The sequence below is a fragment of the Bacillus sp. FSL K6-3200 genome (assembly GCF_038630485.1).
Classification (GTDB): Bacteria; Bacillota; Bacilli; order Bacillales; family Bacillaceae; genus Bacillus; species Bacillus safensis.
On record NZ_CP152032.1, the window covers coordinates 1,398,135 to 1,417,711 of the forward strand.

At 42.8% G+C, this 19,577-nt stretch carries 19 protein-coding genes, 2 tRNA genes and 2 rRNA genes; 1 reads left to right on the forward strand and 22 read right to left on the reverse strand.

What is annotated here, in order from left to right; all coding sequences use genetic code 11:
* Positions 1 to 70 precede the first annotated feature (70 nt).
* From rsmA to metG, 5 genes are all read right to left on the reverse strand, one after another.
* Entirely contained in the window at positions 71 to 949 is an 879-nt protein-coding gene (rsmA, locus tag MHI60_RS07095) for a 16S rRNA (adenine(1518)-N(6)/adenine(1519)-N(6))-dimethyltransferase RsmA (RefSeq protein WP_025093515.1), read from the reverse strand.
* A complete protein-coding gene (rnmV, locus tag MHI60_RS07100; protein WP_017359323.1) occupies positions 942 to 1,502 on the reverse strand; it encodes a ribonuclease M5 in 561 nt (186 codons plus the stop codon). The genes rsmA and rnmV overlap by 8 nt, the downstream gene beginning before the upstream one ends.
* A gap of 161 nt (positions 1,503 to 1,663) precedes the next feature.
* The gene (locus tag MHI60_RS07105) at positions 1,664 to 2,866 is read right to left on the reverse strand and encodes a G5 and 3D domain-containing protein (RefSeq protein WP_144486236.1); all 1,203 of its coding nucleotides are present in this window, start codon (positions 2,864 to 2,866) and stop codon (positions 1,664 to 1,666) included.
* Between the two features lie 244 nt (positions 2,867 to 3,110).
* Positions 3,111 to 3,878, reverse strand: a complete 768-nt coding sequence (locus MHI60_RS07110; RefSeq protein WP_048239541.1) for a TatD family hydrolase — start codon at positions 3,876 to 3,878, stop codon at positions 3,111 to 3,113.
* Between the two features lie 81 nt (positions 3,879 to 3,959).
* The gene (gene metG, locus MHI60_RS07115; RefSeq protein WP_095407532.1) at positions 3,960 to 5,960 is read right to left on the reverse strand and encodes a methionine--tRNA ligase; all 2,001 of its coding nucleotides are present in this window, start codon (positions 5,958 to 5,960) and stop codon (positions 3,960 to 3,962) included.
* A 519-nt stretch (positions 5,961 to 6,479) separates the two neighbouring features.
* Between metG and MHI60_RS07120 the strand changes: the two genes are divergently transcribed.
* Positions 6,480 to 6,770, forward strand: coding sequence for an AbrB/MazE/SpoVT family DNA-binding domain-containing protein (locus tag MHI60_RS07120; RefSeq protein ID WP_087975202.1), 291 nt, complete (start codon positions 6,480 to 6,482; stop codon positions 6,768 to 6,770).
* 45 nt (positions 6,771 to 6,815) lie between these two features.
* Here MHI60_RS07120 and rsmI read toward each other — a convergent pair whose 3' ends face one another.
* The 17 genes from rsmI to MHI60_RS07205 all read right to left on the reverse strand — a co-directional run bounded on the left by rsmI (position 6,816) and on the right by MHI60_RS07205 (position 19,502).
* Positions 6,816 to 7,697: a 16S rRNA (cytidine(1402)-2'-O)-methyltransferase gene (gene rsmI, locus MHI60_RS07125; RefSeq protein WP_144486234.1), complete on the reverse strand. Its 882-nt coding sequence runs from the start codon at positions 7,695 to 7,697 to the stop codon at positions 6,816 to 6,818.
* Positions 7,672 to 7,971 carry a GIY-YIG nuclease family protein gene (locus tag MHI60_RS07130; protein WP_041105706.1) on the reverse strand — a complete coding sequence of 100 codons (300 nt, stop codon included), beginning with the start codon at positions 7,969 to 7,971 and terminating at the stop codon, positions 7,672 to 7,674. Before MHI60_RS07130 ends, rsmI begins: the two co-directional genes overlap by 26 nt.
* The gene (locus MHI60_RS07135) at positions 7,958 to 8,701 is read right to left on the reverse strand and encodes a tRNA1(Val) (adenine(37)-N6)-methyltransferase (protein WP_048239534.1); all 744 of its coding nucleotides are present in this window, start codon (positions 8,699 to 8,701) and stop codon (positions 7,958 to 7,960) included. The genes MHI60_RS07130 and MHI60_RS07135 overlap by 14 nt, the downstream gene beginning before the upstream one ends.
* 55 nt (positions 8,702 to 8,756) lie before the next feature.
* Positions 8,757 to 9,110: a DNA replication initiation control protein YabA gene (gene yabA / locus MHI60_RS07140; protein ID WP_024425629.1), complete on the reverse strand. Its 354-nt coding sequence runs from the start codon at positions 9,108 to 9,110 to the stop codon at positions 8,757 to 8,759.
* Positions 9,111 to 9,124: 14 nt separating this feature from the next.
* Positions 9,125 to 9,952, reverse strand: coding sequence for a stage 0 sporulation family protein (locus MHI60_RS07145; protein WP_024425628.1), 828 nt, complete (start codon positions 9,950 to 9,952; stop codon positions 9,125 to 9,127).
* A 2-nt stretch (positions 9,953 to 9,954) separates the two neighbouring features.
* Positions 9,955 to 10,944: a DNA polymerase III subunit delta' gene (gene holB / locus MHI60_RS07150; RefSeq protein WP_024425627.1), complete on the reverse strand. Its 990-nt coding sequence runs from the start codon at positions 10,942 to 10,944 to the stop codon at positions 9,955 to 9,957.
* 11 nt (positions 10,945 to 10,955) lie between these two features.
* A complete protein-coding gene (locus MHI60_RS07155; protein ID WP_095407530.1) occupies positions 10,956 to 11,396 on the reverse strand; it encodes a YaaR family protein in 441 nt (146 codons plus the stop codon).
* Positions 11,397 to 11,408: 12 nt separating this feature from the next.
* A complete protein-coding gene (locus tag MHI60_RS07160; RefSeq protein WP_024425625.1) occupies positions 11,409 to 11,738 on the reverse strand; it encodes a cyclic-di-AMP receptor in 330 nt (109 codons plus the stop codon).
* A gap of 79 nt (positions 11,739 to 11,817) precedes the next feature.
* Entirely contained in the window at positions 11,818 to 12,456 is a 639-nt protein-coding gene (gene tmk / locus MHI60_RS07165) for a dTMP kinase (RefSeq protein ID WP_095407529.1), read from the reverse strand.
* Positions 12,453 to 13,862 (reverse strand): aminotransferase class I/II-fold pyridoxal phosphate-dependent enzyme, encoded by a 1,410-nt coding sequence (locus MHI60_RS07170; RefSeq protein ID WP_144486232.1) that lies wholly within the window; start codon positions 13,860 to 13,862, stop codon positions 12,453 to 12,455. The genes tmk and MHI60_RS07170 overlap by 4 nt, the downstream gene beginning before the upstream one ends.
* Positions 13,863 to 13,939: 77 nt before the next feature.
* Entirely contained in the window at positions 13,940 to 15,004 is a 1,065-nt protein-coding gene (locus tag MHI60_RS07175) for a toxic anion resistance protein (protein ID WP_144486230.1), read from the reverse strand.
* An 18-nt stretch (positions 15,005 to 15,022) separates the two neighbouring features.
* A complete protein-coding gene (locus tag MHI60_RS07180) occupies positions 15,023 to 15,637 on the reverse strand; it encodes a 5-bromo-4-chloroindolyl phosphate hydrolysis family protein (protein ID WP_144486228.1) in 615 nt (204 codons plus the stop codon).
* A 129-nt stretch (positions 15,638 to 15,766) separates the two neighbouring features.
* Positions 15,767 to 15,958, reverse strand: coding sequence for a sigma factor G inhibitor Gin (locus MHI60_RS07185; RefSeq protein WP_024425620.1), 192 nt, complete (start codon positions 15,956 to 15,958; stop codon positions 15,767 to 15,769).
* Positions 15,959 to 16,129: 171 nt separating this feature from the next.
* Positions 16,130 to 16,245, reverse strand: a 5S ribosomal RNA gene (rrf, locus tag MHI60_RS07190).
* Positions 16,246 to 16,306: 61 nt separating this feature from the next.
* Positions 16,307 to 19,237: ribosomal RNA gene (locus MHI60_RS07195) — 23S ribosomal RNA — on the reverse strand.
* A 98-nt stretch (positions 19,238 to 19,335) separates the two neighbouring features.
* Positions 19,336 to 19,411: transfer RNA gene (locus MHI60_RS07200), tRNA-Ala, on the reverse strand.
* Positions 19,412 to 19,425: 14 nt separating this feature from the next.
* A tRNA-Ile gene (locus tag MHI60_RS07205) sits at positions 19,426 to 19,502 on the reverse strand.
* Positions 19,503 to 19,577 lie beyond the last annotated feature (75 nt).

Consider the following 19,577-nt stretch of genomic DNA (forward strand, 5'->3'; position numbering starts at 1 on the left):
TTCATATGTGCTGTTCTTTCTAGCCTATGCCCGAACAGTTGAAGTGGTGAAAAGCAAAAGAAAAAAGCCCTTACGAAAGGGCTTTTTGCAAAACATTCGACAAACGGGCAAATTCCTCAATGGATAATGATTCTCCGCGGCGCTTTCCATCAATATCTGCTGTTTGAAGTGCTTCTTCGATGATGGCTTTATGTTTTTTTCCATCAGGTAGATTGTTCATCAAATTATTCATCAATGTTTTCCGGCGCTGGCCAAAGCTCGCTCGAATCAATTGAAAGAAAAACGCATCATTTTCTACTGAAACAGCAGGCGTTTCACGAACAGTCAGCTTAATCACAGCCGAATCGACATTTGGCTGAGGAACAAAAACCGTTTTAGGCACAACCATCACCGTTTTTGCTTCCGTGTAAAATTGAACTGCGATAGACAGTGAATTGTATTCCTTAGATGAAGGTACAGCTGCCATACGATCTGCTACTTCTTTTTGCAGCATGACCACAATCCCTTTCAATGGAAGGTTTTCTTCAAGCAATTTCATAATAATCGGTGTTGTCACGTAATACGGAAGGTTGGCTACAACCATCACTTCTTTACAGTCAGCAAAATTTTCTTCGATGACCTTTCTCACATCCGCCTTTAATACATCTTGATGAATGATCGTGACATTATCATATGGAGAAAGCGTATCGTTTAAAATAGGCAATAAACGCTGATCGATTTCAAAAGCGGTGACTTTCTTTGCACGTTTAGCGAGCTGCTCTGTCAATGCGCCGATACCAGGCCCAATTTCAATGACGCCGGTCTCATCTGTAACCTCTGCATGATCGACAATGCGATCTAAAATATTTGTATCAATTAAGAAGTTCTGCCCTAAGCTCTTTTTAAAAGAGAAACCGTACTTCTTCAGTATTTCCTTCGTTCTGACGGGTGTCGCAATATCTTTATTCATCGGCTTCCTCCTGCATGACGGTCTTTAAGGCCGCAATAAAATCATGTTTGGTTATTTGGAACATGTGAAGGCGCTTTTGCAGCTGCTTCGCATTGGTATATCCTATATTTAAAAGCACTCCTAGTCGTTCGCGGCGGCGTTTCGATGCTTCGCCACCGATAAGGCCTGCGTCAAATAAGTCGTCTAATGTAATGTCACTTTCCGATTCTTCCATTTCTTCATGGACATGGGCAAGACATTCCCGAATACTGTCCAAGGAAGCATGCTCGACACCAATTCCTTTATCCCGCTTCGCCTTCGCAAGATGTTTTGGCAAAAAAGCGTGCTTACAGCCAGGAACCGCCTCTGCGATGGTTTTACGGATCTTCTCACCAGGAAAATCGGGATCTGTTAAAATAATGACGCCTCTCGTCTCCTGAGCAAGACGCACTTGTTGAATGACTGTATCGCCAATGGCAGATCCGTTTGTTTCAATCGTATCTGCATCCACCGCCATCTTCACTCTGGCAGTGTCATCACGACCCTCCACCACAATGATTTCTTTGATTTTCATGTATTCCTCCGCTTGCAAAAACAATCTACATTTTTTGGTTAAAAAAACGAAACCTTTCATGCTGCTTTTGCGTCTAATTAATTAGAAAACAGTGCTTCTATTATAACCAAAAAAACAGAGGGTGCGCAAAGCCCTCTGTTCATATAAATGATTTGATGTGTTTATTTGAGTACTCTAATCTTCACTCGTTTATTTCCCCATTGATAAGCTGCCGACTTACTTGGGACGAACACATCAATTTTATTCCCTTTTATAGCAGATCCAGTGTCTGATGCAACGGCATAACCATAGCCTTCCACATACACTTTTGAGCCCAGCGGAATGACACTCGGATCAACTGCTATGACCTTTGCACCTGGATTTGCTTTTAAATTAAAGCCAGTAGACGTTCTGCCCGTACATCCAGCACAGCTCGCTGTATAGGCTGTTGACGCTACATAAAATTCTTTTCCTGACGATTCATTGCTTCGCGAAACCGCAGGGGACGCTGTAGGCTCCTTTTTGGTCACTTGTGTACCAATGGCCACTAAACGGTCCTTACTATCTTTTTCGGTCACTTCTTTAATCAATTCTTTAGACACCACTTTGCCGTTTTCTTTCACAATGGCATAGTGCTTCTTCAATTTACCTTCTTCACCTTTTTTAAGTACCTTCTCTTTCCCTTTTTCAAGAGAATGATCCTTTTTATGTTTGGTATCAAAAGCAATTTTCTCTTCCACTACATCGGTGACCTTTTCCACCCGAGTGATCTTTATATCTGCGCTCTTTTTAGAAAGGCTACTATGTAACGCAGGCTTGATCTTATCGTGCTTCTTGAGCTTCAGCTCTTGTTGCTTTAAAAAGTCAGCGACCGTAGTCGAAGTGGTCCACACTTTTTTATCTTTTCCTCCATCATTTAAGCTGACCTGGAAGGCCTGCTGAACCACAAGATTCATATCCTTTTTTAACTTGTCATTCTTTCCTGGAGTTACTTGATCGTGCTTCCCAATATCTATCTTCTCATTCTTCAATAATGCTCCAACCGTCTGATCTGTTGTCCATATCGTTTTCTCTTTCCCATCTAGGGTCAGGTGAACCGGTATAGCCGCATCATACACAATGTTCATGTTGTCTTGAATCTTTGTATTTAGACTTGGAGAGATATGATCCTCCGCCTTGGCCCTTATTCCAAGGTCTGAAAGCAGCTGAGCTACTGTCTCTTCATGTGTACGAATTGTCTTCTCTTTACCATTGATTGAAATGGTAATAGACTGCTTAGTGAGCTCATGCGCACCGTAAGCCGTTCCAGTTCCAGCTAAAAGCAAGCAAACAACTAGTAATAAAACCTTGCCTTTTCCTAGCTTAACAGAAAACAGATTTTTCATTTTTTGTACGATGAAAAACGCCTCCTTCTCCTCGGAGAGATTATATAGAGTATCTCAAAACCTGTCAACCCTTCCACCCACTGTACAAAAATGCTCGATTGTAAACCTATTATGGGAGATTTATGGAAGGAAGGGAAGAAAGACTTATCGACAACTTATCCTATGAGGAGGCGCAAACGTGTAGAACTTTTTCGTTATGTTTCACAATTGGACAAGCTTAAACAAGGATTGACATCATATACTGTCAGTTTATACGGAAAACTTTTTTTGCATTTTTTGTTGTCAATTCAGCAAGCTCTTCAAAGCTGATTTCTCTCAGCTCCGCAATTTGTTCTGCGATATATTTCACATAACTTGGCTCGTTACGTTTCCCTCTAAATGGCACTGGCGTTAAGTAAGGGCAGTCTGTTTCAATCAAGAGCCGGTCACTTGGTATCTCCTTTACAACTTCCTTTGGCTTTTTGGCATTTTTAAATGTCACGGGTCCACCGAATGAAATATAAAAGTTCATCTCCATACACGCTTTTGCAGTTTCCAGACTGCCAGTAAAGCAGTGCATAATACCTCCAACCTCAGCTGCTCCCTCTTCCTTTAAAATCGTCACGACATCTTCCGTTGCGTCACGGTTATGAATAACGATTGGAAGATTCACTTCCTTCGCAAGAGCAATTTGGCGTCTAAAGACTTCCTTTTGCACATCTTTTGGCGACTTGTCCCAATAGTAATCCAGACCCATTTCTCCAATCGCAACCACTTTTTCGTGTTGAGATAAATCTTTGATCCAAGCCAAATCCTCATCTGTCATATCAATGGCATCGACTGGATGCCAGCCGATAGCTGCATATATGAAATCATACTCTTCAATTAACTCCATCGCTCTCGTAATTGTTGGGCGGTCAAACCCTACCACCACGATTTTCTCAACTTTTTCGCTTTTCGCTCTTTCGATCACCTGCTCTAAGTCTTCATTGTATTGTTCTGCATTTAAGTGGGCATGTGTATCAAATAACATGGTTGATTGCTCCTTTCGACAATTCTTCTAAAAAACAAAAGGTGTTCGACGAAATGTTACACGTGGAACACCTTTGTTGATTTATAAAATTTTTGTTCCATTTGCTAGAGATTGATCTACTTCAAGAACCTGCAATTTCCCGCCAGTTTCTCCAGTTAAAATCATTCCCTGGGAAATTTCCCCTCGGAGTTTAACTGGGGTAAGATTCGCTACGCAAACAAGCTTCTTCCCTACTAATTCCTCTGGTTGATAGTGCTTGGCAATCCCAGAAACTATTTGTCTTTTTTCAAATCCAAAATCAAGCTGAAGCTTTAAGAGACGATCCGCTTTTTTAACTGGAGCTGCTTCCAATACTTGTGCAACTCGAAGATCGACTTTCGAGAAATCATCAAATGCAATTTCTGCTCCCAGCTCAGGTAATTCCGTTTCTTCGATTTCCACTTTCTCTTCTTCTACCTTAGGTGCACTTCCCTGCATTTTTTCTTTAATGTAGGCTACTTCTTCTTCAACTTCTAAACGCGGGAACAAAGGCTCTCCTTTTTGTACCGTCGCTTGTTGAATCGCACCAAATGATAGGATACTGTCCCAGCTTTTGAGCTTCTCTTCTTCAATTCCAAGCTGGAAGAAGATTTTCTCGGGTGTTTTCGTTAGGAATGGCGTTAAGAGTACTGCTGTGATTCGAAGTGATTCTGCTAAATGATACATAACAGAATGCAGTTCTTTTCGTTTTGTTTCATCCTTTGCCAGCACCCATGGAGCTGTTTGATCAATATATTTATTGGTTCTGCTGATTAATGTCCAAACATTTGAAAGAGCCACAGAGAATTCAAGGTTTTCCATCGCCTCTTCATAGGCTTTGACTGTTTGCTCAGCGACTGCTTTCAGCTCTTCATCAAACTCATTAACAGGACCCTTATAGCTGCTTAAAGTGCCGTCAAAATATTTTTGTACCATCGCAACTGTACGATTAAGCAAGTTACCTAAATCATTGGCAAGGTCATAGTTTACACGTTCCACGAATCCTTCTGGTGTAAACACACCATCCGCACCAAATGGTACTTCGCGAAGCAGATAATAACGAAGGGCATCGAGACCATAGCGATCAATTAATGTGACCGGATCTACCACATTCCCTTTTGATTTAGACATTTTGCCATCTTTCATGAGCAGCCAGCCGTGTGCGAAAATTTGTTTCGGCAGAGGCAGATCTAATGCCATAAGCATAATCGGCCAATAAATCGTATGGAAACGTACAATTTCTTTCCCTACGAGATGTACGTTGGCAGGCCAATATTTTTTGTATTTTTCATCTTGATCTGTTCCATAGCCAATCGCAGTTAAATAGTTGAATAACGCATCAATCCATACATAAATGACGTGCTTTGGATTGTTAGGAACTTTAATTCCCCAATCAAAGGTTGTTCTTGATACTGCTAAATCCTCTAAACCTGGTTTAATGAAGTTATTAATCATTTCATTCTTTCTTGATTCAGGCTGAATAAACGATGGATTCTTTTCGTAATAGTCGAGCAAACGATCTGCATACTTACTCATGCGGAAGAAATATGATTCCTCTTTAATTAATTCAACAGGGTGGCCGCTGTCAGGGCTTTTCCCGCCAATGACTTCCCCTTTCTCATTACGCTCAACATCAACAAGCTGTGTTTCCGTATAGAATGTCTCATCAGGAATACTGTACCAGCCCTCGTATTGATCTAAATAAATATCGCCTTGATCAAGCAGTTTTTGGAAGACTTGCTCAATGATTTTCGTATGTCTTTTTTCCGTTGTACGGATGAAGTCATCATTAGAAATGTCGAGTTTCTTCCATAATGTTTGAATGTCTTCAACAACTGGATCTAAATACTCGATCGGTGTGATATTTTGTTCTTCAGCTTTTTGCTGAATTTTTTGTCCGTGCTCATCTGTACCTGTTAAATACATCACATCATAGCCTTGAAGACGTTTATAACGAGCCATAGCATCTCCTGCTACTGTCGTATAAGCATGTCCAATATGTAATTTTCCGCTCGGATAGTAAATAGGTGTTGTCAGATAAAACGTTTTTTTCTTTTCTGGCATGTCGGAACCTCCTGCGTGTGTGTAAATGTCAAAAACTCCCGCCCAATGGACGAGAGCGGTTATCATCATTACATGAAAATGTGTCAGATCAATTCATTCAATTTTGCACTTGTGCTTTCTCTATGATACCATCTTAGCCTTTAAGATCAAGCATATATACATAGAACAAGATGAAATGAACGAAAAAGATGAGTTTTTCAAAAAAACGACAAACCCGTCGACATTTTGTCGAATATTGTCGTATGAAATCTATTTCCAGATTTACAATTGGCTAAATTAGGGCAAAAGTCTTGTTAATCTGAACTCGTCATTTCTTACATTTTCATAGAAAAAGCCTACAAAATCCTTATACATCAGTAGTTTCAAGGTCTTTTGACTTTAAGAGTCATATTTTACAAACAATAGTAAACAAAATGATTGACGATTTATGGAAACCTTGTTATGCTAGGAATGTAAGGAATTTGTCGAATAATGACGAAGATAATATTATTTTAAGAATAAGTTCTTTTTGGGAGGAGAATGAAGATGAAATCTACAGGTATTGTACGTAAAGTTGACGAATTAGGACGCGTGGTGATTCCAATCGAACTTCGCCGTACGCTAGGAATCGCTGAAAAAGACGCTTTGGAAATTTATGTTGATGATGAAAAAATTATCCTAAAAAAATATAAACCAAACATGACTTGCCAAGTAACAGGTGAAGTATCAGACGATAACCTTAAACTTGCTAATGGTAAATTAGTTCTTAGCCGTGAAGGTGCAGAGCAAATCATTAACGAAATCCAAAACCAACTTCAATCACAAAAATAAGGTTCATATAAAAAAGGTTCTTGCACCGTTTGCAAGAACCTTTCTTTATTGTTCAATATGATAGGCATCGTATATCGTGCGCTTTGGCACACCACGTTCGACAGCTGTACGTTTAATAGCTTCTTTCGACGTTAACCCTTCCTCTATGTAATGGATCACATGTTCTTTTTCAGATAAGGACGTCCACCATGCTTCTTCATTTAGCTCTTCTTCAGCTTGATCATTTCCTTGTACCACAAGACAGAACTCACCTCGGATTTGATTCTCCGCAGCCCATGTCAGCACAGACTCTAAATCTCCACGAATAAACTCTTCGAATTTTTTCGTCAGTTCTCTCGTAATTGCGATGTTCCGATTTCCCCACACTTCCTTTATCAAAGTCAGCGTTTCTTTTAATCGATGGGGCGCTTCATAGAAAATGACCGTTTCTTGGCGTTTCTTCAAGGCTTCAAGCTGCTTTTTCTTTTCTTTTTTTTGACGGTCGAGAAAACCATAAAAGAAAAATGGCTGAGGCGCGATTCCTGATGCAATGAGTGCCGTTAATGCAGCATTTGCGCCAGGTAACGGAATGACATAGCCTCCGATGCTAGTAAAATCTCGAACCACTTCAGCCCCTGGATCTGAAATCGTCGGTAAACCGGCATCACTCACGAGAGCGATATTTTTCCCTTCTTTTAGCCATTCGATTAATTTGTGGCCGCTGCTGTCTTTGTTATGCTCATGATAACTCGTTAATGGTGTATCAATCTCGTATACATGACAAAGCTTTTTCGTTTGCCTTGTATCTTCTGCGGCAATATAATCTACATCTTTTAACGTTTGTATCGCGCGGAACGTCATATCTTCTAGATTTCCAATCGGGGTTGGAACGAGATAAAGAATGCCCATATCAGATTGACCATCAAAGCTTTTCTGTGTCTTTTTCATGTGCCGCCTCCTTTTCCATTCGCATTTCTTCTATATAAATGTCTTTCTTTTTCCTCGTCCACGTTTTGAAACGATATTCTTGCTGCATGGCTTCTCTTTTGGTTGCAAAACATTCATGATAAAAAAGCTCAACCGGCCGTCTCGCTCTTGTATACTTTGCTCCCTTTCCACTATTGTGGGTCATCAATCTTTTTTGTAAATCATTTGTATAACCCGCATACAGGCTGCCATCTGCACATTTTAATACATAGAAATAATGATTATGCTTCTCCATACAGTATCGTCCTGATTTCATCTGTATACTCCTGGTCTTCCCCATAAACAAAAAGAGGCGGGAGAATTTTCAGATCTGGTTTTCCATCTTTTATGCCCTCTACCAAGATGGTATTGGCTTCTTTCCCTTGTTTGGGATAAACAAATTGAATTCGTTTTGGCTCAATTCGGTATTTCTTCATTAATTCTACAATCTCAAGCAGCCGTCCTGGTCGATGAACCATCGCCAGTTTCCCCCCTTGCTTTAGCAGCGTGGAAGAAACACGAATGACATCTTCTAATGTACAATGAATTTCATGCCGTGCAATCGCCAAATATTCATTTTCATTGATTTCATCCTTAGAAGGTGTTTTAAAATATGGCGGGTTACATGTAATCACATCAACTTTATGGTTGCCGTAGCGTTCCGGCATATCATTCAAGTCACCACGAATCAATTCGATCTGGTGCTCAAGTTGATTATACTCCACACTTCTTTTGGCCATATCAAACAGCCGTTCTTGAATTTCAACACCCGTAATCGAGGCCTTAGAACGAGTTGAAAGCAGCAATGGCACGATGCCATTTCCGGTACAAAGATCAATGATCTCCCCTTTCTGGATCGGAACATACGCAAATTTAGCTAATAACACTGCATCCAATGAAAAGGCAAACACAGTTTTACTTTGTATAATCTTCATATCTTCGGCGAGCAAGTAATCTAAACGTTCATCTTCTCTTAACGAAACCATGATGTATCCTTTCTTTTCCTGTGAAAAAGGCTCCCGATTCAGCGGAAGCCTTTTCTCATTTTTTATTTAAAAATGACAGACAGAACAAACAGTCTCCCTCTTTACGAATGCTCCCATAATGTACATTACAAATATGGAAGCCCTCCTGATATAACCGGGCCAGGTTATCATGACCTTCTCCTATATCAGAATGACTTGGCTTCTGAGCAGAATCATTCTCTGCCTCAGACGATTTGTCTCGATCGGACTGATCCAGACGTTCACGCAAGTGCTGATTCTCCATCTGCAGCTGGTGATTTTCTTCAATCACTTCACCGATATGATTTTTCAAATCACCTAACTGGCGATAAAGAGAACCAATTTGTTCTTCTAAATTAATCACCGTATCAAATAGTTCCTTTTTATCCAAGGTGGCACACCTCGTTACTCAGTTGTTTGTGCAGATACAACGCCTTCTTGTAATAATTCTTCCCATGTATATTCTATCACTTTTTCTTGCCCGGTTAATTCAACTTGCAAAATTCGTTCTAAAATATTGAGCCCTACTACCTTTGCAGAGCCATTTGACGTCTGAATCGTTTCGCCGATATCCGGTAATTGTTCTTTCGCTGTTTCATACTCATCATTCTCATATTTCAAGCAGCACATCAAACGGCCGCAAAGTCCTGAAATTTTTGTAGGATTTAACGACAGGTTTTGATCCTTTGCCATCTTAATAGACACTGGTTCAAAGTCTCCTAAGAATGTCGAACAGCAAAGCATTCGCCCGCAAGGACCAATTCCGCCAAGCATTTTTGCCTCGTCTCTTACACCAATCTGGCGAAGTTCAATTCTCGTCTTGAAGATTGATGCAAGGTCCTTCACTAGCTCACGGAAATCGACTCTGCCATCCGCTGTGAAGTAGAAGATGACCTTGTTTCGGTCAAATGTAAATTCAACATCAACCAGTTTCATTTCTAGCCCATGTTCACTTACCTTCTGAAGACATGTATCAAAGGCTGTCATCGCTGCTTCTTTGTTTTCTTCAACGATGAGCCGGTCTCTTTCGTCTGCTACACGAATGACTTTACGCAGAGGGAGAACCACATCGTGTTCATCTACTTTTTTGTTAGCGATGACCACTTGTCCGTACTCAACCCCTCTGACCGTTTCTACAATGACACAACTATCATTTTCTATATGAAATCCATTAGGATCGAAATAATAGATTTTGCCCGCTTTTTTAAAGCGAACACCAATTACGTTGTACAAGCTTATCCCTCCTGCAACATCAACACCAATTGCTCCATCAGCCCTTGGGCATTCACGTTGGATTGAAGTCTCTTTTTCGCTTCTAGTACAGCAAGGATCTGGCTGGTCACCATCTGCTGTGTGGAATGCAGCGCATGCTGCTTCATTGTCTGGAATAAGTCTTGATAAATGACTTTATCTTCATTTCCTATTTGAATCGACAATACATCACGATATATAAATAAAAGCATATCCAGACCTGTTTCTTGAAGGTCTTTCTCTTTGAAAAAAGGCATCCATTGATCCTGTATATAAAAAAATGCATGTTCTTTTCGCTGGTGTAAGACTTCATACAATTTTATCACTTTCGCTCTAGACTCTGCAAACTGATCATTTCGACTTAATTCGAGTGCTTCAGCCAAATTATTGGTTAAATTCGACAAAAGCCTTGCGAGATGCTGAGATACGCCTTCTTGTAAAAGCTGCTGCTCCAAGGATTGTGGCTGCAGCGGCTGAAAGCTGAGCATCTGACATCTTGAAATAATCGTATCCAGCATTTTATGCGATTGCTCAGTGATTAAAACCGCCATCGTTTCCCGATTAGGCTCCTCTAGGAACTTCAATAAACTGTTCGCGGCATTGACCGTCATTTTGTCCGCATGAAGAATAATATACATTTTCCGGTGAGATTCTACACCTGCTTTTGTAAATTCCTCTTGCAGTGCCTGCACTTGCGCCTTCTTAATTGATTGGCCATCGGGCTGTACAAGATGTAAATCGGGATGGTTTCCTGATGCAATCCTTTTGCAGTTTTGACAGGATTCACATGGTTTCACTCCTGATTCCAAACAAAAAAAGCTCTTAGCCAAAAGCATCGCTGCATCCAGTTTTCCTGTCCCTTTTTTTCCTTCAAATAAGTAGGCATGCGCAAGTCGGTCTTTATCAATACTATTAAAAATCAGCCGCATGACGCGCGGCTGCAAATCATTCATGTCATCCCAGCTAATTGCCATGTTATCACTCTCTATGTGTAAAGGTTAATCAATAAACCTTTTATTTCTCCAATACGTTCAAGCAAATCAATAGATGGTTTCTCTTGATTCATCATATCCTCTGTTAATTCAATCAGCTTTTCATCCAGCGCTTTGACTAAAGCGAGTGTACGTGTGTTGCCATAAATGTCAAAACTTCTTGATGTTTCTATATTTAAACCATTATCGACTGTCTCTTTCACAAAGCGCTTCACCAGTCCTTTAAACCTAGCCAAATCCTTAAGGTTTCGTGACTTTGCGAGCTTTTTACCGAACACTTCGATATCACTTAGCATGACCGTCAGCTGTTCTAAGCGCAGTTTGCCGCTTTGCGTCTCCATCGAAGCTTTGAAGGAGGCAGATGTCTGGTTTCCTTTCATCGCTTGAAGTTCACGCTTTTCTAAGCGCAGCCGCATATCTTGATTAATTTTCACAGCAACCCATCCTTAAAATTGATGAAATTGTTCAACTGGCAGAATAAAGACAGTAGCTCCGCCAACTTCAACCTCAACAGGGTATGGTACGTATGAATCTGCATTTCCACCCATTGGGGATACAGGCGCGATCATTTGATCACGTTTACGGCAATTTTCTTTTATAAGCTGCAATGCTTTATCCACCCGGACATCATCACAACCAATAATAAAAGTCGTATTCCCAGACTTTAAAAACCCACCAGTTGAAGCTAATTTTGTCACGCCGAAATGATGTTCAGTCAATATTTTCAACAACTTGCTGCTATCTTGGTCCTGTACAACGGCAACAATTAATTTCATTTGATTGGCCTCCTTTATTTTAGGCACAGATGACATGCCGATGTCTTCCTCTATATTATAACAACGATTGGGAATTAGGTCATATTTGATTTTGCTTTAATGTGTCCTGAATCAATTGAAGGACTTCTTCATAGACAGCCTGCATCGGCTGAGACGCATCCACTACACGGAATCGTTCTGGTGATTGTGCAATAAGCAGTTCATAACCTTCTCTGACCAGCTGGTGGAAATTCAGCGTCTCCATGTCTAATCGATTCTTTTCTCTTCCCTGGTTGGCATCAATTCGCTTTAGCCCTTCCTCAGGTGTAATAGAAAAATAAATGGTCAATTGCGGCATCGTGCCATTAATAGCAAAGTCGTTAATTGACTTTACTTCTTCAATCCCAAGCCCTCTCGCATAGCCTTGATAAGCAAGGGAGCTATCGACAAAACGATCACATAAAACCGTCTGCCCGCGCTGTAATGCCGGTTCTACCTTCTCAGCCAAATGCTGCCTTCTTGCGGCTGCATACAGCAAAGCTTCTGTTTTCGCGTCCATTTTTGTGTTTTTTTCATTTAAAATGACTTCACGAATCTGCTCTGCAATGTCAATGCCGCCAGGCTCACGTGTCGCCATCACTGCATATCCTTGGCGTTCCATTTCTTCATACACTTTCTGAATCACTGTCGTTTTTCCGGCACCCTCCGGCCCTTCAAACGTAATAAACATACCGCTCATAGTGTCTCCTCTTCTATATAAACATATAATTTTCTCTGATGAATCACCTGACTGGCTTGAACATGAACCTGATGTCCAAGCAAACGGCTTAAAGCAGCAATTTGATCGCTTTCAATACGCTCTCCCTTAACGATCAAAGGAATACCCGGTGGATATGGAATAACAGATTCTGCACTAACCCGGCCTGCTGCATGTTCAAATGAAACGGCTTCTATACCCTGTCTATAATCATCGTTCTCAATCGTCAGCGCCTCACGTTGGATATGATCTTTTCCTTTGAGCAATGAATCGCTTTGATTAAGGACCTGCTCTATCCGTTTAAAAGGAATATCCTTCTTCTGTTCTAAGCCAAAGACAAGTAAAACCTGATGTTCGTCTGCAAGCTCTGGGTGAACCTCAACTGACTCAAGCACTCGTTTTAGTTCATAACCAGTCAGCCCTTTTGTTGATCGAATGACACATTTTAATGGATCGTTAGAAAGCCATTCAGACTCGACCACTTCAAGCTGAGGTATTCGGTTGAACTCATTTTTCAGCTCTGCCAGCCCTTTCATGATTCCATCCAAGATCCCTTTTTTCTTGATCTCCTCGACATAAGCTCTTGCCACATCTAATGAGGCCATAATTGGATAGGATGGAGAACTGCTTTGAAGCATCGTGAGGAATGTTTTCAACCGTTTTGCATCCATTCGCCCCCCCTGAAGATGAAGGTAGGATCCCATCGTCATTGCCGGAAGGGTTTTATGTGCTGATTGTACCACCACGTCAGCTCCATAGGAAAGAGCAGATGGAGGAAAAGCGCCGCCTAATACAAAATGTGCACCATGTGCCTCATCAACCAAAACGATTATACCCGCTTCGTGGCACATGTGAATCAGCTTTGATAAATTAGCTGCATGACCGTAGTAGTTCGGATAAGTCAAAACGATCGCCCGGGCATTAGGATGTTTTGCTATAGCTTTATTGACTGTTTCATCCGTCACATGTGTTGGAACATGCAGGTGTGGATCTACCTCAGCTTCTAACATAATAGGCGTTGCTCCTGCAAGCTCAACCGCATGGTAAACAGACTTATGACAATTTCGCTGGACGAAAATCTCATCTCCCCCACGACAGGCTGCCATCACCATCGCTAAATTTCCGACAGTTGTCCCATTCACAAGGAAAAAGCTTTGATCTGAACCATATAGCTTTGCCAATAAATGTTCAGCCTCTTGAATCACACCAGTTGGATTATGGAGATCATCTAATCCTTCAAGCTCTGTTACATCCAGCTGAAGAATTGACTCATAATAAGACCGTGCCTCATCAAAAAAGACATCTCCATTGTGATGTCCTGGAACGTGAAAAGAATAAGGCTTCTTTTCCGCATGTTGTACTAATGCTATATATAAAGGTGTTTTCAAACAAATCGACCCTTTTCACTTTAACGATATCTTATGTCTATTATAACGTTCATACAAAGGAACCGAAAGATGGATTCTCATTCCTTTATTGGTTGGTGATTCGTCAGCTGCTGTTCTGCCTCATACATGCTGCTTTTCAATTGAGCTCGCTCTTGGCTTCCATGCTCTTTCACCTGTAACGTTTCCTGTAAGGTTTCGGCTAATTGGCGTTGAACCTTTTTCAACGTATCTATAGGTGCAGAAGCTGCCTCTTCAAGAAGCTCACCCTGCTGCTTTGATACCTTTTCATATGTTTTTTGAATTCGATTCTCAAGAGCTGAATTGGCACGCTGCTGAATATGCGTTAACGCAATCGACATTTGGTTGATCCATAGAGGAATAGACGCAAAAACAGTGGATTGAATGTGATTGGCCAATGTATGATTTGTATGCTGGATCATTCGTATTTGGGCATTACATTGCAAAGCAATTTGCCGGCTTAGCAGCAAATCATATTTCCGTTCCTTCAGCCTCTCCATATAATCTTCTGCATTGACTTCCTGATTCATCAATTGCTCCTCTATAGTCCGATGACCAGTCTGCTCGGTTTCTAATATGATCTGCTTCTCTAAAGTTGTCATCTTCGCTTCAACTGCTGCAACCTGCAGCGTCATCTCTTGGAAAAAAGTTTGATTTTCTTCAAATAAACGCTCTAATAACATATGGTCCGAGATTAATCCGCCTTTTGCGTAACGAAGCCTTGCTGATAATCTCTCGATCTGTGATTTTGCATGTTGAAAACGCGATATAATTTCCTGAGTAGAACGCTTCTCCCGCTGAAACAACTTCAAAAAAAAGCCCTGCTTCTTTGGCAGTAAATCCTCAGGTTCTACTATATGCAGCTGCTGCAAAAAAGCCTCAAGCACGTCTCCTATTTGATCGATATCTTTTTTCTCAACGTATTTCATCATTTGTTGTGATTGCTCCAACAATCGTTCCTGAACACGTGTACCATAGAAAAGCAGCTTTTGCGGATTGTCAGGGATCTGCTCGGCACGCTGTATGGCTTCTTGTTTCTCCTCATCAGATAAGGTATCAAACACCCGAAACTGAAGATCTGTAGTGGAAGCAGGTGATGATGTGATGTGATCTTCTGGTTTCATTGCATTTGACTCCTTTCATTATTTCTTTATCATTTTATCTGCCACTTCAAGCTCAATATGGAGGGCTTCTATGTCTCTTCCTAATACTTGTTGCAAATCATTCGTCAATTGCTTTTGCAGCTCTGTCAGCGTCACTCGAGTTTGGCTCAGTGTCATTTCCAGCTCATGACTGCGATCAGGCTGATTATACAATAGTGCATATTTTTCAGTTAGTTCAACGACAGAATCCAAGCTTTCGAAATAAAAACGCTGTGCATCATAAAATCGGGTCGGCTCTTTTTTTGTAATCGTATAGATTCGTCGTGCAAGTCGAAGAATTTCATAATTATGTTTGATCGTCTGTACGTTCTTCACAGCAAATAAAGCCTTCTTTAAACGTACGAGCTTTTGTCCTGCTTCTTTTAAATGCTGTTTGATATATACATAATCACTACGAGACAGTCCGTGTTTCTTTAAAAACAACTGGAAAGCAACCCATCTGCTCCCTGCAAACATCACGCCCCACCCCATCATCGCATACAGTATCGATAATCCAACATGATGATGGAAAATCCCAATACTGACGGTTAAAATCACAAGCGAAAAAAAAGTAGAGAGGATGGCCCATATAAAAGTATAAAAAATTGATTTCATGTTCATCGACTCCTATGAATAATCAGGCTCTCTGTTTATCTTATTATTAATTACGGATGATGTCCAAACTAAGTTCCAAAAAACAGGCCTAATCCTTCATGGCTCATAAAAAAAGACCATCTAAATGGTCTATGAATACAAAGGCGGCGTATGAAGATTTTTAAGCTTTCTAACATAATCGGCATAGCTAGGATCCGAGGTCGATGTAGAAATTAACTTTCGCTCACATTCTCGGCACAAAAACTGATGATATAAATAAATTCCCTTTGTTTTTTTCTCTTCACAAATCAAACAAATCGCTTCTCGCTCTTTTTTGCTCATTGTGACACCTCCACTTATAGCTTCAGTATGCCCTAGCGCTTTCAATTGTATACAAAATTAAGAATGTTTTAGATGGTAGTTTAGTATATGTATCCATGTCAGATCGAGTGTTTGTTCCTTTTCTTAAAAAACAAAAAAGACCAGTTCCGACTGGAACTGATCCTTATAAAAGCTTGGCGGCGTCCTACTCTCACAGGGGGAAACCCCCAACTACCATCGGCGCTGAAGAGCTTAACTTCCGTGTTCGGTATGGGAACGGGTGTGACCTCTTCGCTATCGCCACCAAACCTGATGGAGAGAATGTTCTCTCAAAACTAGATAACAATGTTCATGCTTCACATTAGAATATAGGTTAAGTCCTCGATCTATTAGTATCTGTCAGCTCCACGTGTCACCACGCTTCCACCTCAGACCTATCAACCTGATCATCTTTCAGGGATCTTACTTCCTTGCGGAATGGGAAATCTCATCTTGAGGGGGGCTTCATGCTTAGATGCTTTCAGCACTTATCCCGTCCGCACATAGCTACCCAGCGATGCCCTTGGCAGAACAACTGGTACACCAGCGGTGCGTCCATCCCGGTCCTCTCGTACTAAGGACAGCTCCTCTCAAATTTCCTGCGCCCGCGACGGATAGGGACCGAACTGTCTCACGACGTTCTGAACCCAGCTCGCGTACCGCTTTAATGGGCGAACAGCCCAACCCTTGGGACCGACTACAGCCCCAGGATGCGATGAGCCGACATCGAGGTGCCAAACCTCCCCGTCGATGTGGACTCTTGGGGGAGATAAGCCTGTTATCCCCGGGGTAGCTTTTATCCGTTGAGCGATGGCCCTTCCATGCGGAACCACCGGATCACTAAGCCCGACTTTCGTCCCTGCTCGACTTGTAGGTCTCGCAGTCAAGCTCCCTTGTGCCTTTACACTCTGCGAATGATTTCCAACCATTCTGAGGGAACCTTTGGGCGCCTCCGTTACATTTTAGGAGGCGACCGCCCCAGTCAAACTGCCCACCTGACACTGTCTCCCTGCCCGATAAGGGCAGCGGGTTAGAAGGTCAATACAGCCAGGGTAGTATCCCACCGATGCCTCCACCGAAGCTAGCGCTCCGGTTTCCAAGGCTCCTACCTATCCTGTACAAGCTGTACCAACATTCAATATCAGGCTGCAGTAAAGCTCCACGGGGTCTTTCCGTCCTGTCGCGGGTAACCTGCATCTTCACAGGTACTATAATTTCACCGAGTCTCTCGTTGAGACAGTGCCCAGATCGTTGCGCCTTTCGTGCGGGTCGGAACTTACCCGACAAGGAATTTCGCTACCTTAGGACCGTTATAGTTACGGCCGCCGTTTACTGGGGCTTCAATTCGCACCTTCGCTTACGCTAAGCGCTCCTCTTAACCTTCCAGCACCGGGCAGGCGTCAGCCCCTATACTTCGCCTTACGGCTTCGCAGAGACCTGTGTTTTTGCTAAACAGTCGCCTGGGCCTATTCACTGCGGCTTCTCGGGGCTTTAACACCCTAAGAAGCACCCCTTCTCCCGAAGTTACGGGGTCATTTTGCCGAGTTCCTTAACGAGAGTTCTCTCGATCACCTTAGGATTCTCTCCTCGCCTACCTGTGTCGGTTTGCGGTACGGGCACCTCTCACCTCGCTAGAGGCTTTTCTTGGCAGTGTGGAATCAGGAACTTCGCTACTAAATTTCGCTCGCCATCACAGCTCAGCCTTTACGGGAAACGGATTTGCCTATTTCCCAGCCTAACTGCTTGGACGCGGATATCCAATACCGCGCTTACCCTATCCTCCTGCGTCCCCCCATTGCTCAAATGGTGAGGAGGTGGTACAGGAATATCAACCTGTTGTCCATCGCCTACGCCTTTCGGCCTCGGCTTAGGTCCCGACTAACCCTGAGCGGACGAGCCTTCCTCAGGAAACCTTAGGCATTCGGTGGACGGGATTCTCACCCGTCTTTCGCTACTCATACCGGCATTCTCACTTCTAAGCGCTCCACCAGTCCTTCCGGTCTGGCTTCACAGCCCTTAGAACGCTCTCCTACCACTGTTCGTAAGAACAGTCCGCAGCTTCGGTGATACGTTTAGCCCCGGTACATTTTCGGCGCAGAGTCACTCGACCAGTGAGCTATTACGCACTCTTTAAATGGTGGCTGCTTCTAAGCCAACATCCTGGTTGTCTAAGCAACTCCACATCCTTTTCCACTTAACGTATACTTTGGGACCTTAGCTGGCGGTCTGGGCTGTTTCCCTTTCGACTACGGATCTTATCACTCGCAGTCTGACTCCCAAGGATAAGTCATCGGCATTCGGAGTTTGACTGAATTCGGTAACCCGGTAGGGGCCCCTAGTCCAATCAGTGCTCTACCTCCGAGACTCTTACCTTGAGGCTAGCCCTAAAGCTATTTCGGAGAGAACCAGCTATCTCCAGGTTCGATTGGCATTTCACCCCTACCCACACCTCATCCCCGCACTTTTCAACGTGCGTGGGTTCGGGCCTCCATTCAGTGTTACCTGAACTTCACCCTGGACATGGGTAGATCACCTGGTTTCGGGTCTACGACCACGTACTCATGCGCCCTATTCAGACTCGCTTTCGCTGCGGCTCCGCATCTTCTGCTTAACCTTGCACGGGATCGTAACTCGCCGGTTCATTCTACAAAAGGCACGCCATCACCCGTTAACGGGCTCTGACTACTTGTAGGCACACGGTTTCAGGATCTATTTCACTCCCCTTCCGGGGTGCTTTTCACCTTTCCCTCACGGTACTGGTTCACTATCGGTCACTAGGGAGTATTTAGCCTTGGGAGATGGTCCTCCCGGATTCCGACGGAATTTCACGTGTTCCGCCGTACTCAGGATCCACTCTGGAGAGAACGACATTTCAGTTACAGGGCTGTTACCTTCTTTGGCGGGCCTTTCCAGACCTCTTCGCTTATATCATTCCTTTGTAACTCCGTATAGAGTGTCCTACAACCCCAAGAGGCAAGCCTCTTGGTTTGGGCTGTTCCCGTTTCGCTCGCCGCTACTCAGGGAATCGCATTTGCTTTCTCTTCCTCCGGGTACTTAGATGTTTCAGTTCCCCGGGTATGCCTTCTCATACTCTATGTATTCAAGTATGGATACTACTCCATTACGAGCAGTGGGTTTCCCCATTCGGAAATCTCCGGATCAAAGCTTGCTTACAGCTCCCCGAAGCATATCGGTGTTCGTCCCGTCCTTCATCGGCTCCTAGTGCCAAGGCATCCACCGTGCGCCCTTTCTAACTTAACCATTTCTTACTTTAGAAAGAATCACTATGTGTGATGAACTTTGCATTGCATTCAATGTGAATGTATTACTTATTGTTATCTAGTTTTCAAAGAACACGTTGGTGGAGCCTAGCGGGATCGAACCGCTGACCTCCTGCGTGCAAGGCAGGCGCTCTCCCAGCTGAGCTAAGGCCCCGATTTAATAGAAGATGGTGGGCCTGAGTGGACTCGAACCACCGACCTCACGCTTATCAGGCGTGCGCTCTAACCAGCTGAGCTACAGGCCCATCTTTCATATCGAAGATATGATGTTGTAGGATCTTTTGCAAGTTCCTTCAAAACTAAACAAGACGAAAACGTAC

What these genes read in the sequence shown, in the direction of transcription:
- MHI60_RS07110 (WP_048239541.1), bottom strand. Translation starts at nt 3,878, where the DNA reads ATGTTATTTGATACACATGCCCACTTAAATGCAGAACAATACAATGAA.
- MHI60_RS07120 (WP_087975202.1), top strand. Translation starts at nt 6,480, where the DNA reads ATGAAGATGAAATCTACAGGTATTGTACGTAAAGTTGACGAATTAGGA.
- metG (WP_095407532.1), bottom strand. Translation starts at nt 5,960, where the DNA reads ATGCCAGAAAAGAAAAAAACGTTTTATCTGACAACACCTATTTACTAT.
- rnmV (WP_017359323.1), bottom strand. Translation starts at nt 1,502, where the DNA reads ATGAAAATCAAAGAAATCATTGTGGTGGAGGGTCGTGATGACACTGCC.
- MHI60_RS07135 (WP_048239534.1), bottom strand. Translation starts at nt 8,701, where the DNA reads ATGGTTTCGTTAAGAGAAGATGAACGTTTAGATTACTTGCTCGCCGAA.
- tmk (WP_095407529.1), bottom strand. Translation starts at nt 12,456, where the DNA reads ATGAGCGGTATGTTTATTACGTTTGAAGGGCCGGAGGGTGCCGGAAAA.
- rsmI (WP_144486234.1), bottom strand. Translation starts at nt 7,697, where the DNA reads ATGAAAAAGACACAGAAAAGCTTTGATGGTCAATCTGATATGGGCATT.
- MHI60_RS07160 (WP_024425625.1), bottom strand. Translation starts at nt 11,738, where the DNA reads ATGAAATTAATTGTTGCCGTTGTACAGGACCAAGATAGCAGCAAGTTG.
- MHI60_RS07180 (WP_144486228.1), bottom strand. Translation starts at nt 15,637, where the DNA reads ATGAAATCAATTTTTTATACTTTTATATGGGCCATCCTCTCTACTTTT.
- rsmA (WP_025093515.1), bottom strand. Translation starts at nt 949, where the DNA reads ATGAATAAAGATATTGCGACACCCGTCAGAACGAAGGAAATACTGAAG.
- MHI60_RS07130 (WP_041105706.1), bottom strand. Translation starts at nt 7,971, where the DNA reads ATGGAGAAGCATAATCATTATTTCTATGTATTAAAATGTGCAGATGGC.
- MHI60_RS07175 (WP_144486230.1), bottom strand. Translation starts at nt 15,004, where the DNA reads ATGAAACCAGAAGATCACATCACATCATCACCTGCTTCCACTACAGAT.
- MHI60_RS07105 (WP_144486236.1), bottom strand. Translation starts at nt 2,866, where the DNA reads ATGAAAAATCTGTTTTCTGTTAAGCTAGGAAAAGGCAAGGTTTTATTA.
- MHI60_RS07185 (WP_024425620.1), bottom strand. Translation starts at nt 15,958, where the DNA reads ATGAGCAAAAAAGAGCGAGAAGCGATTTGTTTGATTTGTGAAGAGAAA.
- holB (WP_024425627.1), bottom strand. Translation starts at nt 10,944, where the DNA reads ATGGCAATTAGCTGGGATGACATGAATGATTTGCAGCCGCGCGTCATG.